Annotated in this window: 19 protein-coding genes; 12 read left to right on the plus strand and 7 right to left on the minus strand. The window is 53.9% G+C overall.

Features of this window, described 5'->3' with window-relative positions; all coding sequences use genetic code 11:
* Window positions 1–7 precede the first annotated feature (7 nt).
* The 6 genes from glyS (at window position 8) to KWG64_RS11530 (ending at window position 8,954) form a co-directional block, all read left to right on the plus strand.
* Window positions 8–2,077 carry a glycine--tRNA ligase subunit beta gene (glyS, locus tag KWG64_RS11505; protein ID WP_218521949.1) on the plus strand — a complete coding sequence of 690 codons (2,070 nt, stop codon included), beginning with the start codon at window positions 8–10 and terminating at the stop codon, window positions 2,075–2,077.
* Window positions 2,078–2,849: 772 nt separating this feature from the next.
* Window positions 2,850–3,572: a DUF3053 domain-containing protein gene (locus KWG64_RS11510; RefSeq protein WP_195814939.1), complete on the plus strand. Its 723-nt coding sequence runs from the start codon at window positions 2,850–2,852 to the stop codon at window positions 3,570–3,572.
* 186 nt (window positions 3,573–3,758) lie between these two features.
* Window positions 3,759–4,553, plus strand: a complete 795-nt coding sequence (locus KWG64_RS11515; RefSeq protein ID WP_195825585.1) for a DsbA family protein — start codon at window positions 3,759–3,761, stop codon at window positions 4,551–4,553.
* 528 nt (window positions 4,554–5,081) lie between these two features.
* Entirely contained in the window at window positions 5,082–6,995 is a 1,914-nt protein-coding gene (locus KWG64_RS11520) for a PTS mannitol transporter subunit IICBA (protein WP_195814937.1), read from the plus strand.
* A gap of 125 nt (window positions 6,996–7,120) precedes the next feature.
* On the plus strand, window positions 7,121–8,269 hold the full coding sequence (gene mtlD, locus KWG64_RS11525; protein ID WP_218521950.1) for a mannitol-1-phosphate 5-dehydrogenase: 1,149 nt from the start codon (window positions 7,121–7,123) through the stop codon (window positions 8,267–8,269).
* A 136-nt stretch (window positions 8,270–8,405) separates the two neighbouring features.
* A complete protein-coding gene (locus KWG64_RS11530) occupies window positions 8,406–8,954 on the plus strand; it encodes an MltR family transcriptional regulator (RefSeq protein WP_101077866.1) in 549 nt (182 codons plus the stop codon).
* A 130-nt stretch (window positions 8,955–9,084) separates the two neighbouring features.
* On the opposite strand, the gene KWG64_RS11535 is transcribed toward KWG64_RS11530, so the two are convergent.
* The gene (locus tag KWG64_RS11535; RefSeq protein WP_101077782.1) at window positions 9,085–9,693 is read right to left on the minus strand and encodes a LysE family translocator; all 609 of its coding nucleotides are present in this window, start codon (window positions 9,691–9,693) and stop codon (window positions 9,085–9,087) included.
* Window positions 9,694–9,833: 140 nt separating this feature from the next.
* Between KWG64_RS11535 and KWG64_RS11540 the strand changes: the two genes are divergently transcribed.
* Together KWG64_RS11540 and KWG64_RS11545 are read left to right on the plus strand one after the other, a co-directional pair.
* Window positions 9,834–11,312 (plus strand): PLP-dependent aminotransferase family protein, encoded by a 1,479-nt coding sequence (locus KWG64_RS11540; protein WP_218521951.1) that lies wholly within the window; start codon window positions 9,834–9,836, stop codon window positions 11,310–11,312.
* 88 nt (window positions 11,313–11,400) lie between these two features.
* The gene (locus tag KWG64_RS11545; RefSeq protein WP_218521952.1) at window positions 11,401–11,760 is read left to right on the plus strand and encodes a YibL family ribosome-associated protein; all 360 of its coding nucleotides are present in this window, start codon (window positions 11,401–11,403) and stop codon (window positions 11,758–11,760) included.
* A 40-nt stretch (window positions 11,761–11,800) separates the two neighbouring features.
* Here KWG64_RS11545 and yiiM read toward each other — a convergent pair whose 3' ends face one another.
* The 6 genes from yiiM to fdhD form a co-directional block, all read right to left on the minus strand.
* Window positions 11,801–12,481 (minus strand): 6-hydroxyaminopurine reductase, encoded by a 681-nt coding sequence (gene yiiM, locus KWG64_RS11550; RefSeq protein WP_101077779.1) that lies wholly within the window; start codon window positions 12,479–12,481, stop codon window positions 11,801–11,803.
* 108 nt (window positions 12,482–12,589) lie between these two features.
* Window positions 12,590–14,533, minus strand: a complete 1,944-nt coding sequence (locus KWG64_RS11555) for a methyl-accepting chemotaxis protein (protein WP_218521953.1) — start codon at window positions 14,531–14,533, stop codon at window positions 12,590–12,592.
* A gap of 307 nt (window positions 14,534–14,840) precedes the next feature.
* The gene (gene sodA, locus KWG64_RS11560; RefSeq protein ID WP_101077777.1) at window positions 14,841–15,461 is read right to left on the minus strand and encodes a superoxide dismutase [Mn]; all 621 of its coding nucleotides are present in this window, start codon (window positions 15,459–15,461) and stop codon (window positions 14,841–14,843) included.
* A 224-nt stretch (window positions 15,462–15,685) separates the two neighbouring features.
* Window positions 15,686–16,267: a retron system putative HNH endonuclease gene (locus tag KWG64_RS11565; protein ID WP_218521954.1), complete on the minus strand. Its 582-nt coding sequence runs from the start codon at window positions 16,265–16,267 to the stop codon at window positions 15,686–15,688.
* A gap of 1 nt (window position 16,268) precedes the next feature.
* A complete protein-coding gene (locus KWG64_RS11570; protein ID WP_218521955.1) occupies window positions 16,269–17,603 on the minus strand; it encodes an AAA family ATPase in 1,335 nt (444 codons plus the stop codon).
* A gap of 53 nt (window positions 17,604–17,656) precedes the next feature.
* Entirely contained in the window at window positions 17,657–18,499 is an 843-nt protein-coding gene (gene fdhD, locus KWG64_RS11575; protein ID WP_218521956.1) for a formate dehydrogenase accessory sulfurtransferase FdhD, read from the minus strand.
* Window positions 18,500–18,644: 145 nt separating this feature from the next.
* Between fdhD and fdnG the strand changes: the two genes are divergently transcribed.
* Genes fdnG through fdhE form a run of 4 tightly spaced genes read left to right on the plus strand, consistent with a single transcriptional unit; the run spans window position 18,645 to window position 24,192 of the window.
* Window positions 18,645–21,692: a formate dehydrogenase-N subunit alpha gene (fdnG, locus tag KWG64_RS11580; protein WP_218521957.1), complete on the plus strand. Its 3,048-nt coding sequence runs from the start codon at window positions 18,645–18,647 to the stop codon at window positions 21,690–21,692.
* 12 nt (window positions 21,693–21,704) lie between these two features.
* Complete coding sequence (gene fdxH, locus KWG64_RS11585) at window positions 21,705–22,619, plus strand: formate dehydrogenase subunit beta (protein WP_218521958.1); 915 nt, start codon at window positions 21,705–21,707, stop codon at window positions 22,617–22,619.
* Complete coding sequence (gene fdoI, locus KWG64_RS11590; protein ID WP_195814926.1) at window positions 22,616–23,269, plus strand: formate dehydrogenase cytochrome b556 subunit; 654 nt, start codon at window positions 22,616–22,618, stop codon at window positions 23,267–23,269. Before fdxH ends, fdoI begins: the two co-directional genes overlap by 4 nt.
* Window positions 23,266–24,192 (plus strand): formate dehydrogenase accessory protein FdhE, encoded by a 927-nt coding sequence (gene fdhE, locus KWG64_RS11595; protein ID WP_218521959.1) that lies wholly within the window; start codon window positions 23,266–23,268, stop codon window positions 24,190–24,192. The genes fdoI and fdhE overlap by 4 nt, the downstream gene beginning before the upstream one ends.
* Window positions 24,193–24,243 lie beyond the last annotated feature (51 nt).

Consider the following 24,243-nt stretch of genomic DNA (forward strand, 5'->3'; position numbering starts at 1 on the left):
AACAGCCATGACTGAAAAAACTTTTCTGGTGGAAATCGGCACGGAAGAACTGCCACCGAAGGCTCTGCGCAGCCTTGCTGAATCCTTTGCCGCTAATCTGACTGCGGAACTCGATGCGGCGAATCTGCCACACGGTGACGTTAAATGGTTTGCTGCACCGCGCCGTCTGGCGCTGAAAGTCTCCGGTCTGCATGAATCACAGGCCGATCGCGAAGTTGAAAAACGCGGCCCGGCTGTGGCGCAGGCGTTTGATGCAGAAGGCAAACCAAGCAAAGCCGCTGAAGGCTGGGCTCGTGGTTGCGGCATCACCGTCGATCAGGCTGACCGTCTGGTCACCGACAAAGGTGAATGGCTGGTTTACCGCGCGCACGTCAAAGGCGAAAGCGCGCAACAACTGCTGCCGGCGATGATCGCGACATCTTTGTCCAAATTGCCGATTCCAAAACTGATGCGCTGGGGCGATTCCGACGTGCAGTTTGTGCGTCCGGTTCACACCGTGACGTTGCTGTTAGGCGACGAACTGATCCCGGCGAAAATCCTCGGTATCGATTCTGCGCGTACCATTCGCGGCCACCGTTTCATGGGCGAGCCGGAATTCACTATCGACAACGCCGATCAGTACCCGCAAATTCTGCTGGAACGCGGTAAAGTCATTGCGGATTACGAGCAGCGTAAAGCCATCATCAAACAGGATGCTGAGAAAGCAGCGAAAGAGATTGGCGGTATTGCCGATCTGAGCGAAAGCCTGCTGGAAGAAGTGGCCTCTCTGGTGGAATGGCCGGTGGTTCTTACCGCTAAATTCGAAGAGAAATTCCTGGCAGTTCCGGCTGAAGCGCTGGTTTACACCATGAAAGGCGACCAGAAGTATTTCCCGGTGTACGACGCCGCGGGCAAACTTCTGCCGAACTTCATCTTCGTGGCCAACATCGAATCGAAAGATCCGCAGCAAATCATTTCCGGTAACGAGAAAGTGGTTCGCCCGCGTCTGGCCGATGCGGAATTCTTCTTCAACACTGACCGTAAAAAACGTCTCGAAGATAACCTGCCGCGTCTGGAAACCGTATTGTTCCAGAAACAGCTGGGTACGCTGCGTGACAAAACCGACCGCATTCAGGCGCTGTCTGGCTGGATTGCCGAGAAAATCGGTGCCAACGTTGAAAACGCAAAACGCGCGGGTTTGCTGTCCAAATGTGATCTGATGACCAACATGGTCTTCGAATTCACCGACACGCAGGGCGTGATGGGTATGCACTATGCGCGTCATGACGGCGAGCAGGAAGAAGTCGCGGTTGCGCTGAACGAACAGTATCAGCCACGCTTTGCGGGCGACGAATTACCGGCATCGCTGGTGGCTTGTGCGCTGGCTATCGCTGACAAGATGGACACGCTGGCCGGTATCTTCGGCATCGGTCAACATTCGAAAGGCGATAAAGACCCGTTCGCACTGCGCCGTGCTGCGCTGGGCGTGCTGCGTATCATCGTTGAGAAAAACCTGTCTCTGGATCTGCAAACCCTGACCGAAGAAGCGGTGCGCCTGTACGGCGACAAGCTGACTAACGCCAAGGTTGTCGATGAAGTGGTTGATTTCATGCTCGGTCGTTTCCGCGCGTGGTATCAGGAAGAAGGTCACGCGGTCGATACCATTCAGGCCGTGCTGGCGCGTCGTCCGACCAAACCGGCTGATTTCGACGCCCGTGTGAAAGCAGTGAGCTACTTCCGTACGCTGGATGAAGCGGCAACGCTGGCTGCGGCCAACAAACGCGTTTCCAACATCCTGGCGAAATCCACCGACGTTCTGCTGGATCACGTTCACGCCTCCGTGCTGAAAGAACCTGCCGAGCTGAAACTGGCTACGCATCTGGTGGTTCTGCGTGACAAACTGGAGCCGTTGTTTGCTGCCGGTCAGTACAAAGAAGCGCTGGTCGAACTGGCAGCCCTGCGTGAAACCGTGGATACGTTCTTTGACACCGTGATGGTGATGGATGAGAACGAAGCGATTAGAATCAACCGGTTGACGCTTCTCTCCAAGCTGAGGGAGTTGTTCTTACAAGTGGCGGATATTTCTTTACTTCAGTAAGTAAGCAACTTTTCTAAAGTCAAAGTCGTGGGCTCGCCGCCCACACTGGCCCAGAGACCCGCAATCGCGCGGGCCTCTGGACTCCACGCTCTTTCACTGCGTGCTATCGCTCGCTGGCTATGTTTCAGCCACTCCCCTTATTGCCGCAAACTCCGCCGCTACGCGGTTCTCTCGCCTCGGATTCGAACCTGCTCGAAAAAAGACTCTCGCCGTTTCTCACCACTCACTCGACGTCGTTTTGAAAGCGGCCACTGGCTTTCAAAAGCACAACCTCACTGACTTTTTTCTAAAGTAATTATTGGCTGGTTTATCTCTGAATTTAAAAAATCCTCCGGCCGCTTTCAGAAGACTTGCTGAGTGAGAGTTTCGAGACCGCAAGGCTCGAATACCGATACGAAGGAACCGCGCAGCGGCAAGTTTTCGCGGTAATAGCGGTGGCTTCTGAAACACAGCCAGCGAGCGGTAGCGCGCAGTAAAAAAGCGTGGAGGAGTCCAGAGGAGGAAAAGCACTTTCCTCCTCTGGGCGGTTTCGGCGCAGCGAGTTAAGTGATCGCAATTATTGAGAAACCGAAATGTTCTCGATCCAATTTTAAAAAGCGTCTGTGCAGCGCAAAGCACGCAAGTCGCGCGCTTATGCGCAAAAAAAGGGATTTTAAGGCGCAGCCTTAAGTATCACATCCCCCCCAGATGTTCTATCCTATACCCCGCATGGACGCACAGCATCGGCACGGAATTCGCCGGCAAAGAACATTGAAATCAGGAGTCAGGACTCATGGCTGTAGGGATCAGAAGCGGTGCATTTTCTCGCTGGCTGGCGCCGTTTATCGCACTGCTGGTAGTGTTTCAGCTCACTGCATGCGGCGATAAAGAACCGGAACAACGCAAAGCCTTTATCGATTATTTGCAAAATACCGTGATGCGCAGCGGGCAAAACCTGCCATCGCTGAGTGAAGATCAGAAGCAACGTTTTGGTAATTACGCGAATGACTACGGCATCATTCTGTCATTCTCCCGTCAGATGAAAGGTGCCGTTGAAGGCAGCTTTGTGCCGGTGGTTAACGCGATTGGTCAGGTGCGCACGCCGCAGGATTACATGACCCAGCGTAGCGCGCTGCAACAGGCTGCCAGCACGCTGAGTATGATGAATGCGCAGTTGCGCGATTCGAAAACCAAAGCGGATACCGCGATGGCGGGCCTCAAACAGCCTGATGACCTGAAAGCCGTTTACGGTCAGGTCTATAGCACCGTGGTGACTCAGCCTGCAAACGTGCTGACCCCGCTGGTGCCAGCGCTGCAAAGCTTCACGCAGGACATCGTCTCCGTGGGTGATTTCCTGCAACAGCAGGGCCCTCAGGTGGCATTCGCTAACGGCGGCGTGCAGTTCCCGACGCAGCAACAGGCGACGCAGTACAACACCATGATGTCGAATCTGGTCGGCAAACAGCAGACATTGCTCCAGGCGCAGAAAGTCGCGCAGGGCGATTTCAGCAACTAAGCAGTGCTGGAATATTCGTAAAAGCCACGTCCTTTTCGTACGTGGCTTTTTTGTTGGAAAAATCCGGTCTTTAATGGCGTCATATTTATAAAAAATGACAATTTTTAACCTGCAAACTGCACTGAATTCCTCTACTTTTGAAGGCAACTGTCCGATTTCCCCCGTATTTCACTTTAAGGATTTTTGATGAAACGTCAGACGATGACTCTGTTGGCTTCTCTGGTGCTGGCACCTGCGCTGGCCAACGCCGCCGACAGCGCAACGGCAGATTTCACCCCGGCGCAGCAGGAAGCCATTGGTAAAATTGCAGCAGATTACATGCTTCAGCACCCTGAGCTTCTGGTGCAGGTCAGCCAGAAACTTCAGGCGCAGCAGGCCGATCAGCAGCAACAGGAAACCCTGAGCGCCGTTCTGGCAAATTCAAAAGCTCTGATTGAAGACCCTGCCACGCCGAGTTATGGCCCGAAAGATGCCAAAGTGGCCTTTGTAGAATTCTTCGATTATCAGTGCCTGTATTGCAGCCACATGGCTCCGGTGGTTGAGCAAACGGTAAAAGCCAATCCGAACGTCCGTTTCGTTTTCAAAGAATGGCCAATCTTCGGCGACCGCTGGAAAGCGTCCATTACTGCGGCTGAAACCGGTATGGCTATCTGGAAAGAGAAGGGCGCGCAGGCGTACTTCGACTACCACAACAGCATTTACCGTACCGGCCATGACGAAGGTAAACTGACCGATGCCGATATCGCCGGTGCGGTGAAAGCGGCCAAAGCTACCCCGCCGACTGACGCGCAGCGCAAAGCCACGCATGAAGCCATCGCATCCAATGACGAACTGGCCCGTACGCTGGGCTTCAGCGGTACTCCCGGTTTTGTCGTGATGCCAACCAGCGGCGCAACGGCGGCGAACACCACCGTGCTTCCGGGCGCGGTTTCAGCCGAAGAATTGCAGGCTGCCATTGTTAAGGCACAAGGCGGGAAGTAATTTTTTCTCTGCGAAAAACTTATTAAATAGCGGCGGGCTGTCAGACAGCTCGCTTTTTTTATTCAGCCCCCATTCTGTAATTTTATTTCAAACTCTCCCCCGTAAACTCAATTCCGCCTTCACCTGACACGTCTGAACGGTTTTTAAGCGAAATAAGCAAGGTCATCGAAAAATACTTTGTGATGAATATCACGTTTTTATGATAAAGACTCGTTAATAAAAAGTGACTTTCATCACGTTTTTATGCGTATCAAGCTCAAATTATCGTCGGTGTAGCCGGATTACAGGGGTGTTTTGTGATCGTGATCACCAAAATGCAGGGGGTAATGGTCGTATACGTGTGATCTCTGTCACGGGCTGTGGGGTGGCTACGCGAGGCCTATAATCACGTGGTAGAGTCCGCCTCGCAGACAGCAATTCGACGGACGGATTTTTAAAGCAGTGGCAGAAAAACCGAAATAACCGTCACCGATAATTAACTGATATCACGCGCTCTATTGTCAGCGCGTATCAATAGGGGTGCGTTTTATGTTTTCACCAGACGTTAAGATCAAGGTTCAAAACTTTGGTCGCTTCCTGAGTAACATGGTAATGCCCAACATCGGCGCGTTTATCGCCTGGGGTATCATTACTGCTCTGTTCATTCCTACCGGCTGGATCCCTAATGAAACATTAGCGAAGCTGGTTGGCCCGATGATCACTTATCTCCTGCCATTGCTCATCGGTTTCACCGGTGGTCGTCTGGTCGGTGGCGATCGCGGTGGTGTGGTCGGCGCAATCACCGTTATGGGTGTTATCGTCGGTGCGGATATGCCAATGTTCCTCGGCGCAATGATTGCAGGTCCGCTGGGCGGCTGGGCAATCAAGCGTTTCGACCGCTGGGTTGACGGTAAAATCAAAAGCGGCTTCGAGATGTTGGTTAACAACTTCTCCGCCGGGATTATCGGTATGCTGCTGGCGATCCTCGCCTTCCTGGCTATCGGTCCGCTGGTAGAAGCGCTGTCTAAAGTGCTGGCTGCAGGCGTGCACATCATGGTTATTCATAACCTGTTGCCGCTGGCCTCTATCTTTGTTGAACCGGCGAAAATCCTGTTCCTCAACAACGCCATCAACCACGGTATCTTCTCTCCGCTGGGTATCCAGCAGGCGACTGAAACCGGTAAATCAATCTTCTTCCTTATCGAAGCGAACCCGGGGCCGGGTATGGGCGTCCTAATGGCGTACATGTTCTTCGGTCGTGGCAGCGCTAAGCAATCTGCTGGCGGCGCGGCAATCATCCACTTCCTGGGTGGTATCCACGAAATTTATTTCCCATACGTTCTGATGAACCCACGTCTGTTGCTGGCGGTAATTCTGGGCGGTATGACTGGCGTGTTCACCCTGACCATGCTGAACGGCGGTCTGGTTTCTCCGGCTTCTCCGGGTTCAATCCTGGCCGTGCTGGCGATGACGCCAAAAGGTGCTTACTTCGCTAACATCGCCGCTATCGTGGCTGCGTTTGCGGTGTCCTTCGTGATCTCTTCCTTCTTGCTGAAAACCACGAAAGCGAAAGAAGGGGATGATCTGGAAGACGCAACCCGTCGCGTTCAGGACATGAAAGCCGAATCTAAAGGCGGTAAACCAGGTGCGACTGGCGTTGCTGGCGACCTGTCTACCGTACGCAAAATCATCGTTGCCTGTGATGCCGGTATGGGTTCGAGCGCAATGGGTGCCGGTGTTCTGCGCAAAAAAGTGCAGGATGCAGGACTGACCAACATCAGCGTGACCAACAGTGCAATCAACAACCTGCCGGACGACGTTGACCTGGTCATTACTCACCGTGACCTGACTGAACGTGCGATGCGCCAGGTGCCACATGCACAGCACATCTCGCTGACTAACTTCCTCGACAGCGGCCTGTACACCGACCTGACTGCACGTCTGGTTGAAGTGAACAAAAGCAGCCAGTACAAAGAGAAAGTGACCACCACATTGGGCGACAGCATCGTGTCCGACAGTGAAAACGAAAACCTGTTCCGCATCAGCGAAAGCAACATCTTCCTGGGCCTGCACGCGGCAACGAAAGAAGACGCCATTCGTTTTGCGGGTGAACAACTGGTTAAAGGCGGTTACGTTCAGGCAGAATATGTCGATGCGATGCTGGCGCGTGAAAAACTGACGTCCACATATCTGGGCGAGTCAATCGCGGTGCCACACGGTACAATCGAAGCGAAAGATCGCGTACTGAAAACCGGTATCGTGTTCTGTCAGTATCCGGCGGGCATCCGCTGGGGTGAAGACGAAGATGATTCAGCGCGTCTGGTCGTGGGTATCGCCGCACGCAATAACGAACACATCAACGTGATCACCAAGCTGACGACTGCGCTTGACGAAGACGGCGTTATCGAACGTCTGGCGAACACCACCAGCGTGGAAGAAGTTCTGACGATTCTTCGCGGTTAATCAGTAGAGCGTTACTAAGCGGGTCTTGATATCGAGACCCGCTTGTTGATTCGGAGCCGGGCGGCTCCCAGCTTTACCTTAAGCTTTTTACCAGAAAGTATGGCCCCCGATTTGAAGGAAATATTATGAAAGCATTACATTTTGGCGCAGGTAACATTGGTCGCGGTTTTATCGGTAAATTACTTGCTGATGCCGGGGCTGAACTGACATTTGCCGATGTCAGCCCTGCTTTACTGGATGCACTGAACAGCCGCAAAGGCTATAACGTGCACGTTGTCGGTGAACAGGCCACTGTTGAGCCTGTCAGCAATGTGAATGCCGTCAACAGCGCCGGTCAGGATGCCATCAACCTGATTGCCGAAGTTGATTTAGTCACCACCGCCGTGGGCCCGACCGTGCTTGAAAAAATCGCGCCGAACGTGGCGAAAGGTCTGGTGCTGCGTCACCAGCAGGGCAACGAAAAGCCACTGAATATTATCGCCTGTGAAAACATGGTGCGCGGCACCAGCCAGTTCAAACAGCACGTATTCAACGCGTTGCCGGAAGATGAAAAAGCCTGGGTTGAAGCGCATATCGGCTTTGTCGATTCTGCCGTCGACCGCATCGTGCCACCGGCCGCCGCCGGTTCGACCGATCCGCTGGAAGTCACCGTTGAAACCTTCAGCGAGTGGATTGTGGATAAAACGCAGTTTAAAGGCCCTCTGCCGGAAATCGCCGGAATGGAGCTGACCGATAACCTGATGGCTTTCGTGGAACGTAAACTCTTTACCCTGAACACCGGCCACGCGATCACTGCGTATCTCGGTCAGCAGGCGGGCCATGCGACAATCCGTGATGCTATCCTCGACGAAAAAGTGCGTCTGGTGGTTCGCGGTGCGATGGAAGAGAGCGGCGAAGTGCTGATCCGTCGTTACGGTTTTGACCCGGAAAAACACGCGGCGTACATCGAAAAAATTCTGTCCCGTTTCGAAAACCCGTACCTGCATGATGATGTTGAACGCGTTGGCCGTCAGCCACTGCGTAAACTCAGCGCGGGCGATCGTCTGATCAAACCTCTGCTGGGCACTCAGGAATATCGCCTTCCTCATGAAAATCTGGTGAGAGGGATTGCGGCTGCGATGCACTACCGCAGCGATCAGGATCCACAAGCCAAAGAGCTGGTTGAATTGCTGGAGAAAGTCGGGCCAAAAGCTGCCCTCGCCCAGATTTCAGGCCTGCCGGAAGAGGGTGAAGTGGTTGCCCAGGCTGTAAAAATCTACGAATCCATGCACTAATACTGCGTTCGTTTTGATTTCGCCAATACCAGGCAAAGAAAGCCCTGTCGGGCAGGATCTTCCTGCCCTTCATGCGCGCATCATGGATGACGCCAGGGGCGCTATTAGCACCGGTTCTTTACTGCAAGTAAGCCCTATGGAAAAAGCTCAGGCGTTTGAAAACCGTGTACTGGAAAAGCTCAATGCGGGTAAAACTGTGCGCAGCTTTTTGATGACCGCCGTGGAATTGCTGGCCGAAGCGCTGGATATTCTGGTCGTGCAGGTTTTCCGCAAAGACGATTATGCAGTGAAGTACGCCGTTGAACCGTTGCTGACCGGCACCGGGCCGCTTGGCGATCTTTCCGTCCGTCTGAAACTGATTTACGCGTTGGGTGTGATCAGCCGTCATGAATATGAAGATGCGGAATTACTGATGGCGCTGCGTGAAGAGCTGAATTACGACGGCGAAGAATATCGTTTTACCGACGATGAAATTCTCGGCCCGTTTGGCGAATTACATTGCGTGACGGAGCTACCGCCTGCGCCAACTTTCCTCAAACCCGGTGAAGCCGACGAATCACTGATCGCTATGCAACGTCAGCGTTACCAGCAAATCGTCCGCTCCACGATGGTCCTTTCCATTACCGGCCTGATCGCACATATCAGCAATCAGCAGCCATCACGGCTTTCCCCGGTTAAAAAATAAATCCCCGTCATACTTCGAGCCGCAAATGCGTTGGCTGCGTTCAGTCACCCGAATCACTTACCTGAGTAAGCTCATCGGGATCCCATCACTTGCCGCCTTTCTGCAACCCGAACTATTTTGGGGATTCGCTTTAGTTAAGCGCGTGACGCACTTCGCCGACCAGCAGCCACAGTGCGGTTAACGCCATCATTCCGCCCATAATTGTGTTGAACAGTTTCAGCTTCCATTCCACACGTAACGCCTGACGTAATCTGTCACCCATCACCACCCAGATCAGAATGCACGGCAGGTTGATCAGCGCGAAGCCGACGCAAATCAGCAGCGTGTGATGCAGCATATTGCCGTCCGGCGGTGTAAACAGAATCGCCACGTTAGTCGCCATCAGCCAGGCTTTCGGGTTAATAGCCTGAAAAAGCGCGCCGCCGACCATATTCATCGGTTGCTGTTTTTCGCCTTCTTTCGGCGTGCCGGAACGGTAAATCTTCCACGACAGCCAGAACAGATAAGTACACCCCACAACCGCCATCGGCAGACGCACGACGTTCATCCAGCTCAGTAAAATCGCCAGCATGGAGGTCATCAGCGCGCATTGCACCACGCAGCCCAGCGTGATCCCCAGCATCATCGGTACGCTGCGGCGTAACCCAAAATTCACCCCGGACGCCGCCAGCAACAGATTGTTCGGGCCCGGCGTAATGGACATCACGGTGACGTAACTGACAAAAGCGGTATCTATCATTTTTTATTTTTCCCCTGTATTCCAGATAACCAGAATAATCAGCTCAGAGGAAAGGTGACAGAACCAGAAATACGCTATTGTTAGGGTTACAGTTTTAACAGAACAAAACTGTACCCTTTCAATTTTACGGAACTGACACCATGACCGATATTGCGGAACTGCCCGACACCCGTTACAACCAGCTGGCGGAACAACTGGCCGAAGCCATCCGCCGCGGCACGCTGGCACCGGGCAGCCGTTTGCCGTCGGTGCGGCGCAGTGCGCAAACCTGGTCGGTCAGCATTAATACGGTAGTCGCGGCGTACCGGCGGCTGGAAGATCGTGGTTTTATTGAGGCGCGCCCGCAGTCCGGTTTTTATGTACGCGCCGCATTGCCCGCGCTGGAACATCAGCCGCCGCAGGAACAGCCGCAGACGCCAGCCGCCGAACCGGCAGACGAAGTACTGGATCTGATCGACACCGTTTTTGCCTCGCAAACTGACCCGGCGTACACCAATCTTTCGCTGGCGTGCCCGCAGTCCAATGACTTTTATCCGAGCGGAAAACTCGGGCGCATTATGTCGTCCCTGTTGCGTCGTCAGCCGGACCTGATCGGGAAATATGCTTTGCCGCCGGGGCATCCGGCGCTGCGGCAACAAATCGCCCGCCGCGCGCTGGCGCTGGGCATGATTTTAGAACCGACCGATATCACGATTACGCACGGTTGTATGGAAGCGTTGCAGCTGGCATTGCGCGTGACGACCAAACCGGGCGACAGCGTCGGGCTGGAAACGCCGACCTATTTTTATCTGCTGCCGATGCTGGCGAGCCTCGGGCTGAAAGCGGTGGAAATCCCGACCGATCCGCAAACCGGGCTTTCTCTGGACGTGCTGGAAATGCTGCTCAGCGAGAAGCGCCTGAATGCGGTTATCGCGATGCCGACAGCGCAAAATCCGCTGGGCTTTACCATGCCGCTGGATGCGAAAAAACGCCTGGCGCGGTTGATGAACGTTCATCAGGTACCGCTGATAGAAGATGGTCTTTATGCCGAAATCCAGTTCGGTGCGACGCTCTCTCCGGCGGTGAAATCGTTTGATACCGATGGCTGGATCCTGTTTTGCACCAGTTTCACCAAAACGCTGGCACCGGATTTCCGCATTGGCTGGGTGGAAGGCGGCCGGTTCGCCGACCGGCTGCATAAGCTCAAAGCCGTTTCCTCGATGGCCGAATCTGCCCTGTTGTCGCAAACGCTGACCCTTTTTCTCGAGTCCGGCGGCTACGACCACCATCTGCGGACGTTGCGCCGCCGCTATGCCTCGCAGGTTGAGCAGGCGCGGGCGCTGATCGCGCTGCATTTCCCGCAGGGCACCCGCGCAACACAACCGGCGGGCGGTTTCGTCATCTGGGTTGATTTCCCGCCCGAAGTGGATTGCGTCAGGCTGTTCCATCAGCTGTTGCAGGATAAAATCTGCATGACGCCGGGCCAGCTGTATTCCCCGAGCGGGCGCTACAGCAACGGTCTGCGGCTGTCGTGTTGCTATGTGTTCGACACGCGCTATATTTCGGCGATGATCCGCATCGGCCAGCGCGCCTGCGAGATGTGTGGCTTACCGCCGGGGCTGGCGCAAGTGCAGGAGTGAACTGAAGAATCGCGCACTTTCTGATACACTGAGCGTTATTATCCCTTTTTACAGTTGTGCCCGCTGCGGCATGAACGGATCTGACACCATGAAAGAAATCGAAAAAGCCGAGATTAAGCGCCTCAGCGACATGCTGGATGCCCTGAACCACAAAGATGCGACCGTTATTCAGGCTGGTAATGCTGAGCTGATCGCCAAGCACGAAGAAGAGAAAGAAAAACTGGCAGCAGAAATCGCGCGTCTGAAAGAAGTGCGTGTGAAAAAACTCAGCACCGAAGCGCAGAAACTGGAAAAGCTGTTCAGCCGTGAAATTACCAAGAAAGAACAGGCTGATATGGGCACGCTGAAGAAAACCGTACGCGGTATCGTGGTGGTTCACCCGATGACCGCACTGGGCCGCGAAATGGGCCTGAAAGTCGTCACCGGTTTCGCCAAAAAAGCATTCTGATTTGAAAGCGCTCTCCCGTCGCCAGGGAGAGCGTTAAAAACTACTTCCCTTCCGAACCGAACAATCTCCGTCCAAAATCCTCGATCTTGCGCTGAACCAGACGCGTTTGCATCGTCTTGCTCCAGCTGGCAGAAAGACCGGCAGCCGACATCAGACGGCGATACTGTTCCTCATCAAACGGCATGTTAAAGGCAATCGAAATCGCTTCCGCGACGGACACCTCGCTGTTGCGCGTCAGTAACTCCAGCGGGCGATCGCCGCTGACATTTCCGGTGCCGATGACGCGATAAAGCCATCCGCAGCGGCCGCTTTGTTGTAGCAACGGCGACAGGTTTTTGCATCCCAGAAAATGATTGAGCTTATAGCAGGGCGCACGCGGCTGTGTGACCTGAATCAGCGCTTCGCCCCAGCGAAAAATATCGCCGATAAACACGTTATCTTCCGTCATGCCGAGCGTTGAGAGATTTTCGCCAAAGGCGGGAGGATGGAAACGGTCTTCTTCTTCGGGAAACTGCTGACGCAGCCAGGCGTAGTGTTCGCGAGGGAAATGGCACAGCGCGCGGTCTGCGCCGCCGTGATAACTCTTTTCTGCCTGCTGATCGCCTTCGAGCCCGGCAGACGTCAGAACGACCGCGCCGTCGATCTGTCGTTTAGCAATCGCACTGGGCGAATAATCCGGGTAGCTTTCGATATTGCCGATATAAACGTCGGGATAATGCATAAGGTCTCCGCGAGGAATCAGTCGTTAACCTCAGCATAACCTGCATTGCCGGTTCGGAGTATCAGGAATCGCCCCGCGCGAAAATCACGCAGGGCGACGGGGGGGAAATCAGAAGGTTTCCCAGTTATCCTGACTGGTTTTACCCTGCACAGCCGGCAGAACCGGGCGGCGCAGCGCGCCGGAAGCTGGCGCTTTCAGCATGTTGCCGTTATCTGCCAGACGGAATACCGATACCGCCTGCGTCAGCGTTGCGGCCTGATCTTCCAGAGAATCCGCCGCTGCCGAAGACTGCTCAACCAGCGCGGCGTTCTGCTGAGTGGTGCTGTCCATTTCAACAATCGCCTGAGAAATCTGGCTGATCCCGCGGCTTTGTTCGTCAGAAGCCGACGCAATTTCGCCCATAATATCGCGGACGTGCGAGACGGATTTCACGATGTCCTGCATCGTGCGCCCGGTATTTTCTACGAGCTTCGCGCCGGTATTCACACGTTCAACCGATTCAGCAATCAGCCCTTCAATCTCTTTTGCTGCCTGCGCACTGCGCTGTGCCAGCGTGCGGACTTCGGACGCCACCACCGAGAACCCGCGGCCCTGTTCACCGGCGCGCGCGGCTTCTACGGCGGCGTTCAGCGCCAGAATATTGGTCTGGAACGCAATGCCGTTGATGACGGAGGTGATTTCTGCGATGCGTTTTGAACTGCCGGAAATCTGCTGCATGGTATCGACGACTTCGCCGACCTGCTTGCCGCCCAGGGTGGCGGTGCCCGATGCTTCGCTCGCCAGTTTGCTGGCGTGATGGGCGTTATCGGCGTTCTGTTTCACCGTGGCGCTCAGTTCTTCCATGCTGGCGGCCGTTTCTTCAACCGCGGCGGCCTGCTGCTCGGTGCGTGAAGACAAATCGGTATTCCCGGCGGCGATTTCCGCTGCTGCGTGGGAAACCTGCGAGACGCCTGAGCGGATTTCATAAATCATCGTGCTGAGATTCTGGCTCATCCCCGCAACTGCGTTCATCAGCATGCCCAATTCGTCACGGCGCGTGGTGGTGCGTGCGGCGGTCAGATCACCCTGTGCAATGGCTTCGGCGGTTTTCAGCGTATCGCGGATCGGCTGCGCAATCTGGCGGGTAATACGCCACGCAATCAGGATACCGGCGAGCATGACAATCAGCGTGATCAACATCATGATCATCTGCGCATTGCTGATATCTTTGTGGGTATTATTCAGTTCGTTTTTGAAGATTTTCGATACCAGCGCGTTCATCTCGGCGGCTTTCACGGAAAGAAGTTGCGAGTTTTTCTGCTCATCTTCATAGGCGGGCATGTACGCCACAACGTGGCTTTTGTAGGTCGCCAGCGCGGTCATCAGCGGGGCCAGCGTCGCCTGCTGATTGGGCAGCAGCAGCGCGTTAAGTTTTTTGGCGTTGGTCTGCGTATCGTCGATGGCCTGCAACAATGTTGCCTCAGATTCCTTGTTGATGCTGAGCAACAGGCCGCGCACGTAATAACGCACACTGATCAGTTTCTGAATCACTTCCGCAAGGGAAAGACGAATCGACGGATCGGCATCTTCGACGCGTAACTGGTCTTGCAGGCGCTTCACGACGGCTTCGGTTTCGGAAAGGTTCCAGCTCGCACGCACCGCATCTTTTCTGTCGACAGCCTGTTTGAAGGCGTCCTGCGCTACCTGATATTCACGGATTTTTACCGGTACCTGATTGAGATCGGCCTGGCTGGTCGCATCCCATTCCAGTTTGCCTTTCGACTGCGCAATCAGCTGCGACAATGCATTAATTTTGTCCTGATTTTGCTTGAGATAGGCAGGGTCGTAGTTGAGCTGATACAACGTGCGGCTGAGGCGGGCATCATTAAGTAACGCGTTCATCTGATTACTAAAATCAACTTTCTCGGCCCGCTGGCTGATGTCATTAAACTTAATCATTCCGGCTGCGGTGATCACCGCGGCGATCAAAAGAACCAACCCGAAGCCGAGGCCCAGTTTGGTGCCGACTTTGAGATTACTCATCCACTGCGAAAGACCCGTACCGTTGCCCATTGCTGTTCTCCGTCAAGCATTCCATGCAATAAAATTTGCGATTTTGTGACGCCTTTGTGAACAATCTATCGTCAGGACTTAAGAGAAACTTTATAGGTGTCGGGGGGTATTTTTGATTAATGAGAGGGCGGTCTAAAAATGGCGGAAGGTGAAGGGATTATTCGCTGTAACACAGTGATCAGGCTTACGTTTTTTGTATAAAAGCCAGGACATAAAAGTCGGGGCATTAAAACGAGGCATAAAAAAGGCAGGTCACCGACCTGCCTCTTGCGAAAACATCGTGCCCGCTAAGGGCAGCAGAGCGAAGTTATTTCGCTTCAGCCAGACGTTTTGCTGCTTCGTCCCAGTTTACAACAGCCCAGAAGGCTTTGATGTAGTCAGGGCGTTTGTTCTGATATTTCAGGTAGTAAGCGTGTTCCCAAACGTCCAGACCCAGCAGCGGGTAACCGGAAACGCCTGAAACAGCTTCGCCCATCAGCGGGCTGTCCTGGTTTGCAGTAGAAACAACAGCCAGTTTGCCGTCTTTCAGAACCAGCCATGCCCAGCCGGAACCGAAGCGGGTTGCTGCTGCTTTCTCAAAAGCTTCTTTGAAAGCATCAACGCTGCCGAAATCGCGTTCGATCGCAGATTTCAGTTCGCCCTGTAAGGTCGTGCCAGTTTTCAGGCCTTTCCAGAACAGGCTGTGGTTAGCGTGGCCACCTGCGTTGTTACGCAGTGCAACTTTCTTGTCCGCAGGCACTTTGTCCAGGTTGGCAATCAGCTCTTCAACAGACAGCGCAGCCAGTTCTGGCAGGCTTTCCAGCGCGGCGTTAGCGTTGTTAACGTAAGCCTGGTGGTGTTTAGAGTGATGGATTTCCATCGTTTCTTTGTCGAAATGCGGTTCGAGTGCGTCGTATGCGTAAGGCAGTGATGGCAGTGAATAACTCATGTTCATCGTCTCCATAGTGTAGGGCGGCACCGTCTTTGTGAGCACCGCGTAATCAGTCGGATCATTATAGTTAATTAAATGATATTGAAAATGATTATCTAAGCCCGACGCTTGGTAAGGCTACGCGTAAGCCCCTGTTATTGAGGGCTTAGAACCAGATAACCGCAAACAATCCTAAATTGTCTAAAGGCACTGAGTGCTTAGAGGGTTCAATCATTGATTCTTCAGCCAGCAAGATAAAACCGGTAAGGCAAATCATCCAGAGACAGATCGTGTGCGCCGCTGCGATATAACTTTTGCTGAGTACGGCGTTGTTTTTTGCGTGCAGGCAGATTTAGCCCGTAAAGGTCGATCGTTACTTGCGCCCTTTCCTGATCATGCACAGTTGCAGCGGCAGAGGGTTCAATCGAACCATCATCATTACATACAAAAAAGTGTTCAAAATCGTAGAGAACGTCATCGGGTTTTAGCAGCGAAGGATTGTACTTCTCGCCCTTCTGTTCCTGGCATCGGTTGCAGCAGGGGAATAAATTTCCCCACGTATAAGCCAGCGCTGGAAAATGTTTTTTCGGTTGAAAATGCTCAACAGTTTCCAGGCTTTCAATGCCGATGATTCCATCACAAAAAGCGCAATGATTCAGCGTCATGGCTAAAAGCGCTTCACGCATTTGCTGATAGCTTTTTTTGGATCGCCAGCTAAATTTCGAATTAGAATTTGCAGCTCTGGCGGTCACAAAATCATCCGCCCACTTTGCATGTCTTGTTGCTAAAAGCGGCGGGCAAGCCGGTCTGGTAATTTTTAACATGTTAATTCCCTTTAGGTTTGCGCCTTGCAACTTGTCTCATTTCCATCTGGACAATACCTTCCAATTCTTCGCTATTTTTGGCCAACAGCAATTCAACCGTTTTCTTCAGTTCACTGTCATCCTGTGTGCCAGCTAAGTAACCATTTCTTGCAAGCCGGAGCTGTTCTAATAACTCTTCCGTTTCAACATCAAATTGTTCTTCGACGCCGAACACTTCTTCCAGAATCACCTGATAACTTTTCCCGCCTGCGGATTCCGTCGGCGTAATCACCTCGGAAATATGCGGATCACGGCACACCAGACGCTGCGGATCGGGCAACCGGTAAACCCAGGCATCTTCCACTGAACCCACGACAAACGGTGAATGCGTGGAAACAAAAACCTGCGCATTGGGCAGTAATTTTTGAATCGCCGGAAGAATGCGGCGCTGCCATTTCGGGTGCAGATGAATATCGACTTCGTCGAGGAATAAGATGATCGGTTGCGAGAAGATATCGCAATCTTCTTCCCATGGTATATCCTCAAGACGTAAGGCGAGATCTGCCACCCAGGCAATAATAGATTTCATCCCATCAGGTAAAACATTTAGAGGCACAGTCTCGCTATTTATATCTAAAGATATAGAACGAGGTTTTCTTACTAAACGAAATACAATTTCGAGATCACAAATTGATTTAATGAAGTCAGTGATTCTACTAAGCGAAAAGTCATATTTATTTTTTTCTTCCCATTCACCATCTTGCATTGCGAGTGCGGCATTTGAACGGTTGATTGCTATCCAATTAGAGATGGTTTTTGGGCGAACAGTAGAGCTAAAAGACAGAGCATTCTTGAAAGGAGATTCTCTAATTTCGGTATAGGAAAAGTTATCGAATTTTTCAGATAGTGTGGTTTGGCCTGAATAAGAGAACACGGCAAATTTGGTGGTTGTAAATAATTTATCAAACGGAAGGATCGCCTTTTTTTGATAATCATTAATCTCTTTGTGATTAGAACCAACCCAAGCCTCTAAGGTATCTGAATGTATGAATTCTTGGTCGATAAGACGACCATGATAAGAACCTTCATCATTATTAAAGGAAAATTCTACCCGGCTGTTATCACTCCTAAATCTTTTAAGAATTAATAATTCATCAGACATCCTCCCCTCAAAAACCGCCGCCAGCGCATACAGCAGCGTACTTTTGCCGCAGCCGTTCGGGCCGGTGAAGATATGAATCTCCGCCTTTTCCGCGTCAGCCTCGGCGCTTTTAATCGGTGGGAAATCAAAATGCGTATTCTCAAATACGCCCACATCCCTGAGAGTTATGCTTTCCAGTCGGTACGGCTGTCGCATTTGATTTCCTTATAACTATTGTTGAGGGGAACTGTTCAAATTCTGCGCTGAGTTTACCGCAACCGCTGAGGATGCGTATACACCGTTGCCCGGCCGGGTTTACTGAAACCGACCAGCGTCAGGTTACATTTTTCTGCGACGTCTACCGCAAGCGTGGTGGCGGCGGAGACGGCGAACAGGATTTCAACGCCGCACATCGCGGCTTTCTGCACCATTTCATAACTGGCGCGGCTTGAAACCAGCGCGGCGCCGGTGTTCCAGTCATTTTGTCTGGCGCGCAGGCCGAGCATTTTATCCAGTGCGACGTGGCGGCCGACGTCTTCGCAGCCACCCGACAGCGTGCCTTCCGGGGTGATCCACGCGGCGGCGTGCGTGCAGCCGGTCAGCTGGCCGATGGTCTGAACGGATTTCAGCTGATGCAGCGCGGCGTCCAGATTTGCCAGATCGAAGGTTTGCGTAAACGGCAACGGCGCGAGAGGGCGAAACAGATCGCCCAGCTGTTCGATGCCGCAGACGCCGCAACCGGTACGGCCCGCCATCGCGCGGCGGCGCTCTTTCAGCCCGGCAAAGCGGCGGCTCGATAACTCAATATTAATCTCGATTCCGTTACAGTTTTGCGCGACGTCCATTCCGTAAATGTCGCTGGCCGATTCGATAATGCCTTCCGAGAGCGAAAAGCCCAGCGCGAAGGCTTCGAAGTCTTTTGGCGACGCCATCATCACCACGTGCGATATCCCGTTATAGACCAGCGCGACGGGCACTTCTTCAGCAATCCAGTCCTCTTCAGGCGCATCCAGACGGGCGCGCTGCATCACCGTTTTTTGGCGCGCTCCGATGATCTGAGTCACTTTTTTGTCATCTTTTTCGCCCAGTTCGTTTACTTGATGGACATCCATTGGCAATAACCTTATAAACAATCCGGCTACATAAGCCGTACAAAAAATATGGGTACTGAGCCTTAATTTTACCGCTTCCGCGTCTGACGGGGAAAGCGCCAATTTGAAAAGCAATGTGTTAACAAATGATGGGAAGGAGTCTTTCATGCAGGTCAGCAGAAGACAATTATTCAAAATCTGTGCGGGCGGAATGGCCGGTACAACAGCCGCGTTATTAGGGTTCGCCCCGACGCTGGCGCTGGCGGAAACCCGCCAATACAAACTGCTCCGTTCGCGTGAAACCCGCAACAACTGCACGTACTGTTCGGTCGGCTGCGGAATGCTGATTTACAGCCAGGGCGACGGTGCGAAAAATGTCACCGAGAATATCTTCCACGTTGAGGGTGACGCCGATCATCCGGTCAGTCGTGGCTCGTTGTGCCCGAAAGGGGCCGGTGTGCTGGATTATATTCACAGCGAAGGCCGTCTGAGATACCCGGAATACCGTGCGCCGGGCTCAGATAAATGGCAGCGCATCACCTGGGACGAGGCGATTTCCCGTATTGCCCGCCTGATGAAAGATGACCGCGACGCCAACTTCGTTGAGAAAAATGAGAACAACGTGACGGTCAACCGCTGGCTGACCACCGGAATGCTCTGCTCGTCCGCGGCGAGTAACGAAACCGGCCTGCTGGATCAGAAATTCACCCGCGCAATGGGTATGGTCGCCATCGACTGTCAGGCGCGCCTGTGCCACGGGCCGACCGTTGCCGCCTTAGCGCCGAGTTTCGGTCGCGGCGCGATGACCAACAACTGGGTGGATATCAAAAACGCCAACGTCATTTTGATTATGGGCGGTAATGCGGCGGAAGCCCATCCGGTCGGATTCAAATGGGTGATTGAAGCCAAAACCAAAAATAATGCCAAAGTCATTGTTGTCGATCCGCGCTTTAACCGCAGCGCCGCCGTAGCCGATATTTATGCGCCAATCCGCGCCGGTTCCGACACTGCCTTCCTGCTCGGCATGATCAACTACCTGATTACGCATAATAAAATCCAGACCGAATACGTCAGGGAATACACCAACGCCAGCCTGCTGGTGCGTGAAGATTATGCCTTTAATGACGGGCTGTTCAGCGGTTTCGACGCCACGAAAAAAGCCTACAACAAAGACAGCTGGCATTATCAGCTTGATGAAAACGGCATCGCAAAACAGGACAAAACGTTACAAGATCCGCGCTGTGTCTGGAATCTGCTGAAAGAGCACGTTTCCCGTTATACGCCGGAAATGGTCGAACGCCTGTGCGGTACGTCGAAAGAAGATTTCCTGCTGATAAGCTCGATTCTGGCGGAAACCTGCGCGCGCGATAAAACCTCCACCATCCTGTACGCACTGGGTTGGACGCACCACACCGGCGGCGCGCAAATCATCCGCTGTGCGGCGATGATTCAGCTGCTGCTCGGCAATATCGGCATGCCTGGCGGCGGCGTCAATGCGCTGCGCGGCCACTCGAATATTCAGGGTTATACCGATCTCGGTTTGCTGTCGCTCAATCTGCCGGGCTACATGCCGCTGCCGTCTGAGAAACAAACCAATATCACCGATTACCTGAAGCAAATTACGCCGGGAACGTTGGTCGAAAATCAGGTTAACTTCTGGAAAAATACGCCAAACTTCTTTGTCAGTATGATGAAAAGTTTTTGGGGCGAGCACGCCACGGCGGACAACGACTGGGGTTATGACTGGTTGCCGAAATGGGACAAAAGCTACGACGTGCTGCAACAGGCCGAGCTGATGACCCAGGGCAAACTCAACGGGTATATCGTGCAGGGCTTCAACCCGCTGGCGGCTTTCCCGGACAAAAACAAATCCTCGCGCGCGCTTTCAAAACTGAAATACATGGTGGTGATCGACCCGCTGGTGACCGAGTCTTCGAACTTCTGGCAGAACCACGGTGCGATGAACGACGTGCAAACCGCCGGCATTCAGACTGAAGTGTTCCGCCTGCCGTCTTCCTGTTTTGCGGAAGAAAACGGCTCAATCGTGAACTCCGGCCGCTGGCTGCAATGGCACTTCCAGGCGTCTGAGCCACCGGGTGAAGCGCTGCACGACGGCAAAATCATTGCGCGTCTGTTCATGAAACTGCGCGAGCTGTACCAGAAAGAAGGCGGGGCGAACCCGCTGCCGGTGATGAACATGGCGTGGGATTATCAGGATCCGCTTGACCCGCTGCCGGAAGAAATCGCCCGCGAAGCCAACGGCAAAGCGCTGGCGGATATCCGCGACGATCAGGGCAATATTCTGGCGAAAAAAGGCCAGCAGATTTCCACCTTTGCGCACCTGAAAAATGACGGTTCGACCGCCAGTTTCTGCTGGATTTACGCCGGCAGCTGGACCGAAGCCGGTAACCAGATGGCGCGTCGCGATAATGCCGATCCGTCCGGTCTGGGCTGCACGTCCGGCTGGGCATGGAGCTGGCCGCTGAACCGCCGCATTCTGTATAACCGCGCCTCCGTTGACCCGCAGGGCCAGCCGTGGGATCCAAAACGCGAAATCATCCGCTGGGATGGCGCGAAATGGACCGGTTTCGACGTTGCCGATTACAGCACCGCCGCGCCGGGCACCGGCGTCGGGCCGTTCATCATGCAACAGGAAGGCGTCGGGCGTTTGTTTGCGACCGACAAAATGGCCGATGGCCCGTTCCCGGAGCATTACGAACCGATCGAATCGCCGATTGGCACCAACCCGCTGCACCCGGACGTCATTTCCAATCCGGTCGCCCGCATTTTTGCCAGCGATTTACCGAATATGGGCACTGCGAAAGACTTCCCGTACGTCGCGACCACCTATTCGATCACCGAACTTTTCCGCCACTGGACCAAGCACGCCTTGCTGAATGCCATCGCGCAGCCTGAGCAGTTTATCGAGATCGGCGAAAGTCTTGCTGCCTCGAAAAATATCGCCCAGGGCGATGAGATTAAAGTCTCTTCGAAGCGCGGTTTTATCGTGGCGAAAGCCGTGGTGACCAAACGCATCCGCCCGCTGACCATCGACGGCAAACAGGTCGATACCATCGGCATCCCGTGTCACTGGGGTTTTGAAGGTGCGACGCGTAAAGGTTATCTGGCTAATACGCTGACGCCATCAGTCGGCGACGCTAACTCGCAAACGCCGGAGTTCAAGGCGTTCCTGGTTAACGTGGAAAAGGTTTAACGGAGGCGAATTATGGCAATGCAATCTCAGGACATACTTCGTAAGTCCGCAACCAACGGGTTCACGCCAGCGCCGCGTGCCCGCGATCATCAGCAGGAAGTGGCGAAGCTTATCGACGTCACCACCTGCATCGGCTGCAAAGGCTGTCAGGTCGCCTGTTCCGAATGGAACGACCTGCGCGATGAAGTCGGCGTGAACACCGGCGTTTACGACAACCCGATGGATCTCAGCGCGAAATCCTGGACGGTCATGCGTTTCTCGGAAGTGGAAGAAAACGGCAAGCTGGAATGGCTGATCCGCAAAGACGGCTGCATGCACTGCGCCGATCCGGGCTGCCTGAAAGCGTGCCCGGCGGAAGGCGCAATCCTTCAGTACGCCAACGGCATCGTCGATTTTCAGTCGGAACACTGTATCGGCTGCGGTTACTGCATCGCCGGTTGCCCGTTCAACATCCCGCGCATTAACCCGCAGGATAACCGCGCTTACAAATGCACGCTGTGCGTTGACCGCGTCAGCGTCGGGCAGGAACCTGCCTGTGTGAAAACCTGCCCGACCGGTGCGATTCATTTCGGGACCAAAACGGAAATGCAGGATCTGGCGGCAGAACGCGTCAGCGAGCTGAAAGGGCGTGGCTTTGAACAGGCCGGTTTGTACGATCCGCAGGGCGTCGGCGGCACGCACGTTATGTATGTGCTGCATCACGCTGACAAACCCGACCTGTACCACGGCCTGCCAAAAGACCCGGCCATCAGCACGGCGGTTACGCTCTGGAAAGGCATCTGGAAACCGCTGGCGGCCGTGGGTTTTGCTGTGACCTTCGCGGCGGCGGCCTTCCACTTCCTTGGCGTGGGGCCTAACTACGTGAAAGAAGAGCACGCAGATGAGAAAGAGGAAGAAAAACAGAATGATGAGGAGACACACCCATGAAAAAAGAGAAGTTAATCCAGCGCTATAGCCTGGTGGAACGCCTCAATCACTGGATCGTCGCTTTTTGTTTTGTGACGCTGGCGCTCAGCGGTATTGGTTTCTTCTTCCCGTCATTTAACTGGCTGATGAATGTTTACGGCACCCCGCAACTGGCGCGCATCCTTCATCCGTTCTTCGGCGTGGTGATGTTCGTTTCCTTCCTCGGGATGTTCTTCCGCTACTGGAAGCACAATCTGCCGGAAAAAGATGACATCGTGTGGGCGAAAAATATTCATAAAGTCCTGATGAATGAAGAAGTCGGAGACACCGGTCGCTATAACTTCGGCCAGAAATGCGTATTCTGGGCGGCCATCAGCTGTCTGGTTTTGCTGATGGCGAGCGGCGTCATTATCTGGCGTCCGTGGTTTGCCGGTTACTTCCCGATCCCGCTGATCCGCCTTGCACTGCTGGTGCATTCGCTGGCCGGTATCGGGTTGATTCTGGTGATTATCATGCATGTATACGCGGCGACCTGGGCGAGAGGCTCCATCACGGCCATGACGGAAGGCAAAGTTCCGGCGTCATGGGCGAAATATCATCATCCTCGCTGGTATCGTCAGGTGCGTGCCGAACAACTGAAAAAAGACAAGGATGAAAGGAAGGCCGGATGAGCATACAGATTGTTCCACAGGACGAACTGGCTGACGGCAAAACGGCGGGAAATATCCCGCCCGTATTGTTCGCCAATCTGAAAAACCTTTACCAGCGCCGCGCCGATCGTTTGCGCGCACTGGCTGAAGACAGCCCGCTGGACGGGTATCTGAATTTTGCCGCGACGATTTGCGACGCGCAGCAGCGCGTTCTGGCGGCATTCCCGCTGGAAATTGACCTCAGCGAAGAACTGCAAAAAGCCGCGGGTAAACCGCCGCTCGATTGCAGCCTGTTTCCGCGAACGCCGCACTGGCTGGTTCTGCTGGATGCGCTGATTGCGGAACTCAAACCGGGTGCCGATGAAACGGTCAGCCGGGTGCTGGAACGCCTCGAACATTCCCCGAGCCTTCAGCGGGAAATGATGGCGACGCAATTACTGAACCAGGATTTCGTACACGTTCCTGCCGACAAAGCGCCGTTTATCTGGGCGGCGCTGTCGCTGTACTGGGCGCAGATGGCTGCGCAGCTTCGTGGCGTTGGCCGCGCCGGTTATGGTGAAAGCCGCCAGTTTTGTCCGGTGTGCGGCAGCATTCCGGTTTCGGCGGTGATTGCGATGGGTGCTAATAACGGCCTGCGCTATCTGCACTGCAATCTGTGCGAAAGCGAATGGCACGTCGTGCGCGCCAAATGCAGCAATTGCGACGAAATGGGCAATCTTCACTACTGGTCTTTAAGCGAAGATTCCGCCGGTGCTGAGCAGGCGACGATCAAAGCCGAAGCCTGCGATGATTGCGGCGCGTATCTCAAAGTGATTTATCAGGACAAAGATCCGCAGGCCGATGCCGTCGCCGACGATCTTGCCACGCTGTTGCTCGACGACCGCATGGAAGATAAAGGCTTTACTGGCAGCGGCGTGAACCCCTTCCTGTTCCCCGCCGGATGACTCTGAAAGCTGGCAGCCCGTCGCGTCTTTACTGGTAAAGCGTGCCGTGGC

Origin of the sequence: Rahnella sp. PD12R, from assembly GCF_019200965.1 — a bacterium.
In the GTDB taxonomy this organism is placed as follows: Bacteria; Pseudomonadota; Gammaproteobacteria; order Enterobacterales; family Enterobacteriaceae; genus Rahnella; species Rahnella laticis.